Source organism: Bacteroides sp. 2201st1_D9_2201SCRN_220225 (assembly GCF_040928965.1).
In the GTDB taxonomy this organism is placed as follows: Bacteria; Bacteroidota; Bacteroidia; order Bacteroidales; family Bacteroidaceae; genus Bacteroides; species Bacteroides stercoris.
The window spans coordinates 1-6,078 of sequence record NZ_JBCODG010000120.1; the positions used below are offsets into that span (position 1 = coordinate 1).

At 49.2% G+C, this 6,078-nt stretch carries 5 protein-coding genes; all 5 read right to left on the reverse strand.

Annotated elements, in window-relative coordinates:
- On the reverse strand, positions 1–794 hold a 794-nt coding region (locus AB5903_RS21480), incomplete at its 3' end, for a fimbrillin family protein (protein WP_368118261.1).
- A 23-nt stretch (positions 795–817) separates the two neighbouring features.
- Positions 818–2,422 carry a fimbrillin family protein gene (locus AB5903_RS21485; RefSeq protein WP_272709842.1) on the reverse strand — a complete coding sequence of 535 codons (1,605 nt, stop codon included), beginning with the start codon at positions 2,420–2,422 and terminating at the stop codon, positions 818–820.
- Positions 2,423–2,470: 48 nt separating this feature from the next.
- The gene (locus AB5903_RS21490; protein WP_272709841.1) at positions 2,471–3,418 is read right to left on the reverse strand and encodes a fimbrillin family protein; all 948 of its coding nucleotides are present in this window, start codon (positions 3,416–3,418) and stop codon (positions 2,471–2,473) included.
- 22 nt (positions 3,419–3,440) lie between these two features.
- Entirely contained in the window at positions 3,441–4,313 is an 873-nt protein-coding gene (locus tag AB5903_RS21495; protein ID WP_272709840.1) for a hypothetical protein, read from the reverse strand.
- The coding region (locus AB5903_RS21500; protein WP_368118262.1) for a hypothetical protein at positions 4,300–6,078 on the reverse strand (1,779 nt) is incomplete at its 5' end. The genes AB5903_RS21500 and AB5903_RS21495, both read right to left, overlap by 14 nt.

Here is a 6,078-nt window from a genome sequence, read left to right on the forward strand (position 1 = left end):
TTAATTGATCCGGTATAATCTCCACCTGCCTGCCAGGGACGGACGCTCACACCGGAGAGAATGAGCATCCCTTCTTTGCTTAGGGACAATATGTAGGTGTATCTCTTTCCGGCCTCAAACGTATTGGCCGGAAGGTACCAGTCGTAAACATTGTCCCGGTAATGGATCTGTATCCTGCGTTCTTCCGTTTTGCCAGGGAACAGAAGCAGTATGTTTCCTTTGGAAGCAATGCTTCCGTTATTATCTTTCACGGACAGGCTTCCGCTTGTAAGGTCATATGCGCCTTCCACAGGAAGTTCTTCCATGTTCAAGGTACATGCATCGCTCCCTTCCACTGTAAATTCCAGAAGGGAAAGCAGGTGTTTCATCTCAATGCTTGCCCTGTGGTTCTGCCAGTTGAGCCGCAACTCCTCCGAAGCCAGATAATCTGTCTGGGAAACCAGGCTTACGGGCAGTTCCTTTCCCGGAATTTCCTGGAAAGGAGAAAAAGCAAACAGTCTGCAGATAGCTTCAGTGAGCGTGACTTCCGAAAAGATCCAGCCGTCATCGTACGTCACATGTACCGGTCCCGGTACGCTGGCGTAAGTATCGCCTGCATCATCAAGCAATACCATCCCGAAATCCTTTACAAGAGAGCCGTCCACATCTGTCCCGACACCACGGCTGAAACAGTTCTCCACCCGGAGCTCTTTTTCCCCTTCCTGTTCAAGCGGGTCCTTTTCATCCGAACAGCCCGTAAGAACAGTAGGACAAAGAAGCATGGCTGTCATAATACATTTATATGCCTTTATCATATCGTTTATGGTTAATTCTTCAATTAGGGATCAATATCTACGGAAGTCTTTCCTTTTTGTCTTACAGTCAATGTTATTGTTTTTCCACTTTCTGCCTGTGTGAGCGTCACGTTTCCACTACGGATTTCTTTCCCCGGGTTTTCGTCATAACTTACCGAACTTCCGGACACATGAATCCAGCTGTCTCCTGACACACTCCAGGAAAGATCCCTGCGGCTGTTACCTGTCACTTTATAGCTTGTTATACTCAATGTGAATGAACCGGCACTCGCCTCGGTACGTTCACTATGGGTAGTGCTGCCATCCGTATAGCTGAAATAGTAGCTGACCGGGGCTGCCTCCTGGCTGATTGTGGCTGTGGCGGAATTTCCACCGTAGTTTGCCGTAAAGACACAGCTGCGTGCGGATGCGGTGTTGTTCTCCGCTACCGTTACCGTATTTCCTGAAAGGAAGAAACCGTCCGAGCCACCGGTAATGGACGGGGAACCGGTTTGTGAGTTTTCCTTTATGCCATTTATAAATACGTCACGCAAAGCTCCCGCAGTAAGCGTCGAGTTGCCTCCTTTCCAGCCCAGGGATGAAGGGCTTGCCGTCAAAGTAACCGACCAACTGCCGTAATTCCGGTATTTGGGTTCAAGGGTACGGTCTGTCAGAACCTCGAAACTGTACTGTATCGCATCGGATACGATCCTGCCTGCCTCATACCACCCTGCAAACTCATAACCGCCATTCACGTTTGCCCTCACTGTACAGGTACTTCCGATATTGTAGAGTCCCGCACCTGTGGTGGTCCCGCCCGCTGTATAATCCAGAACGGTAATCTGTTTCTTGTAGTCGATACTGTAATTGTGTATCTGACCGGCATAGGTGACCATATCGGAAGTTCCACGAAGTTTTATGTCCGTATCTCCCGTAAGGGTTACATAGTTGGAGGAAGTCGTAAGCGTCTGGGCGGGAACGGTCACGCGGAATACCGTTGTGGCATCTCCCTGCTGGGAATATCTGTACATCCGGCAGTTACCTCTGCTTTCGTCCGTAACAACCTCACCGGTAAGCAGGTTGAAACGGCTCGTGCGTTTCACATTCTCTATGGCAGCCTCCCGGACTCCTTCGTTACGCTCGATCCTGACTTCCACTGTTGAGAGTCTGTGTCTGAAATCCAGCGGTATCGTATAGTTCAGAACCGGTTCCGTATAGGTCGCAGTCATGAAATCCGCTGACAGCCATCCGGACTTCTCATCCTGATCTCCGGCAGAATGGGATATGGAAGTAATGTCCGTTTCTCCTTCCTTGAAAGGATAGTATATATAGAAGTCGAAATCGGTTCCCACCGTTACAATAATATTATCCGCTTCCGTCGCAGGTTTGAATGTGCTGCCGTCATAGATGTATTCATTGTTCACTGCCCAATATACACCGGTCTTCGGTTCAATGGCAAACACGCCTATGGCATCGCCTGTCTCAAAGCTGCCCTCCTGGGTGTTTCGTGTTCCCGTATCCCCGGTGACGGCGGTGAATGTGACAAGCCCGCTGCCGGCGACGGTTTCCCTCTCTGCGGCATCTTCACCGCAGGATGAAAAGGAAAGCAGCAGTACTGCGCAAACAATCGGTTTTATCAATTTTATCATGATTTCTGTTTTATGGGGAACCGGAAGGCTCCCCCATAGGTTACTAATTTATTTGACCGGTACAAGTGTGATATCCTCCTCAGTGGATGTCCAACCCTCTATCGTTACAGACTGCCCGTTCTCCCCACCGATTTCCGCATCATTGGAGCGCATGGTGACCGAGTAGATATATCTCTTTCCGGCTTCCCAAAGAATCTGCGGAATGGAATATGCATAGGTCGCACCATCGATTACGACCTCGAGCGATACCTCACCCTCGGAAATGCTCATCGGATAAATGGCTGCGGCATAGTCTACCGCCTGCTCTCCCTGGGCAGGGACGGTAGTGTTCGGGCTCCATGACAATTCGGTACTGGTCGGCTGGAATGTGATTTTCCCCTCATCGTTCAGGTTCATCGTCCCGACGGTGGCAAACTTGGCGGCCGATGCTTTCAGCTTGGCCGATGTAAGATTCCCGTCGTTATGATACTCGGGGGAAACTTTCAAACGGATGACAAACTGTGAGAGGGCATGTCTCATCGGTATTTTAGCCTCGGTTTCAATTACCGACACTTGGTTGGAACTTTTTCCCCACATGTAATCGACGGATGTGCCTGCGTTGATAGGGACGGGTATTTTTGTTCCATCGGTTACCGCACCGTTATACGGGTAGTATGCCCATATTGTTGCCTCGTCCGAAAGGAGATATACCGGACTGGCCTGCGACCAGCCGTTTGTCTCTTTGGTTGACTTGTTGTTTTGGGCATCATAACGCGGATAGGCATCACCCCATCTGGTTGCCTTGTACATGAACAGCCCCAGAGCATCACCCGCCGCCCAGTCCGTTTTGGGGATAAAACCGGCCCTGGTCTCTGTTCCTACGGTTGGCAGGATATTCAGCTGTGCAAGCGTATGTTCCCGGTCTGTTTCGTTTTCAATAAATGTCTCTTCACTGTTACTGCATGAAGCCAGTAAACCTGCGGTCATTACCGCTGAAAGAAAAAATCTTGTTTTCATAAAAAAAATATTAGTTATAGTTTTATAATTCTGTTTCAGGTATCTCCTCCCAATCCGGAATGACAACCGGCTGGTCTATGGTCAGCTCTTTACCGACATGCAGATTGAGTTCCAATGAAAGTTCCTCACCTTCGAAACCTCTGATGTACGGTGTCAGGTCAACCGTCTGCTCTTCATTGAATGCGGAATCCTCTTCATCCATCTCAACCTTCACTGTCAGTATATTCTCCGCTACGGGACTGAAACCGAATACATACAGGCTTGTACGCCACCGGTTAAAATCCTGTTTGCGTGCAAATATGGTAGTGAGGCTTGCATTCCCTGTCCTTTCACGGGAGACGAGATATCGCCCGGTGGAAATGCCTGAAAGCGTACCCTTCAAAGAAGATAGGGGAACAGTATTACCGGATACATTGATCTGTATGTTCAGACGCTGGACGAATGCCGAGGGGCTGACTTCCACCCTTTTGGTATTTTGATACTCCAGATGTTCGCTGAACATGACCGAACAGCAGAAGTCCTGTATTTCCGGGATGTAAGCCCCGCCTTCCACTGTATCTGTCTGTACGGTAAGACACGCTTCATGGTAGTTCTGAATATCGCTTACTTTGTAATTTCCTGTATAGAACAGGAAGCGGTATTCACCTTGGGGAATACTCCAGCGAAGGGTATCCTGTGTAAAGGCCGTTTCCGTACCTGAAGGGATATCCGTATGCCCGAGAGGAAACGCAATCATGTGCCGCTGCGCCGGTATGGGCAGCGGCTCCTTGATTCCGCTGAAATCACACCAGGCAACAAGTTCCCCGTTTCTTATGCAGAAATCCTCGTTGAAGTCACAACCACTCAGTGCGGTTACAAGAACCGCGAAGGATGCCAGCTTGTTAATATAGTTCATCTTTATATAAATTATAAGTTACTATCAGTTTGTTAATTTCCGGATCGAGTTTTCCTCTCCATATCTTGGAAGCATCCTGGTCACATGACTTGACATACATTTTGAGGGCGTCTTCCTCTCTTTTCAGGCGGCTGTACAGGATGGCCAGCAGATAGTTCCTGTCCGAAGTGTCCGCCTGTTCCGTCATGATTTCAAGCGCACGCTTGTCATAGCCCAGGGACATCAGGCACACTGCCGTATTGTAGTCATCCGGATAAGATACGTCCAGTATGGCAAGGGCCTGCCGGTATTGTCTGTCTTCTATCATTTTTACTGCCTGCATGTAGGTAGTGTCAATAACCGGCATGACTATCGTATCCTGGAGCATGTTCCGGCGATGAAGATGGAATTTGAACTCCACACCGCGCAGTAACGGATAATGCTTTCCCCGGATACGCATGTAGTCGGCGGGATATTTACGCAGGGCATACTCCCGGTTATCCGGATTGTCCGTCTCTTTCATGATACGCAGAAGATATGCCTTGTTTTCCAGGCTGTCATCTGCCAGTACCAGTTCATGCAGCCGGTTCCAGTCCTCGCCGATCCAACGCGGGCGGAAAAGTGTATCGACTCCTTCGCGGTCATCGCTGCGAAGGGCAAGGTATTTCTTGAGTGCCAGTGCACGTCCCTTTGAAAGGAAAAGGTTCATATCGGCACTGCCCTCGGGAGATGACGTGGCTGTCATACGGATACTGTCGATGAGGAACTCCCCTGTATAATTGATACCATGAATGGTTTCGAACACCTTGTCGATTTCCGCTCTGTTATCCCCGATGTCCTCGGAAAATTCGGTGGCTCCGCTCTTGTAGGTCACATATGCCCGAAGGTTGACTTCATCCTTACGGGTGATGATTTTCTTTTTGTAACGTGGACTGCGGTCCAAAAACTGCACCATGCTTGATATGAAGTAGGTGATTGTATCCGAAGGGGGGAGCTGCGTCTTTGTCTCATCCTTTGAAAGAATCTGCCCATCCAGGGTCAGGTCTATCTTTTTCGTATTTTCCGTAGCCGGAAGTTCCTGCTTATAATAATATACGAAGTTATCGCCTTCCTTGATGACCGTATCCAGGCGTGCCGCTTCATATGGAAAGCGCACATACTTCTCGTACATTTCACCGGCCTGCTCTTTCCTTTTCCGGTTCTCGGCCATCTTCGCATAGTCGGTGAAGCGTCTGGTGATGGAAGCCGAATCCTCCGGTGTTATGTTCCGGGTACGGATCTTATAGTTTCCCTCGGCAAATATTTTCCATTTGGAAGGAATATACTTACCATCCATCTCACGACGCAGCCGGTAAGCCGGAAGATATTCGAGTATTGAGTTATAGCCGGCTATGGCCTGTTTGTTACGCTCCATCCTGTAATTGAACAGTGCAAAACGCGCATTGGCCTTGTCCGACCAGTCAATCCAGCGTTCTTTGCTGATAACCTCATGTTTCCATGCCTGAAAGTACTCTTCTTCAAGTTCGGCCAGGGCTTTCCTGTAGCCTTTCTCGTCGAATAGTTTCTGAAGGTAGAGACTGTCCGGAATAATGGAGTTCATAAATGCCTGGTAACGCATGTAACCTTTTCTCTGCATCTTGGCAAAGTCAGCCCCGGAAAGAAAAATCCTGTCCAGATACAACGTATCGGCAGACTTGTAGGCTACAGGCGTGAGCTGGACCTGCCATTTGTTGCTGATCAGCTCACCGGGTACTGTGACGATGAAATCCAGGTTGATCTTGCCGTT

What these genes read in the sequence shown, in the direction of transcription:
- AB5903_RS21485 (WP_272709842.1), bottom strand. Translation starts at nt 2,422, where the DNA reads ATGATAAAATTGATAAAACCGATTGTTTGCGCAGTACTGCTGCTTTCC.
- AB5903_RS21490 (WP_272709841.1), bottom strand. Translation starts at nt 3,418, where the DNA reads ATGAAAACAAGATTTTTTCTTTCAGCGGTAATGACCGCAGGTTTACTG.
- AB5903_RS21495 (WP_272709840.1), bottom strand. Translation starts at nt 4,313, where the DNA reads ATGAACTATATTAACAAGCTGGCATCCTTCGCGGTTCTTGTAACCGCA.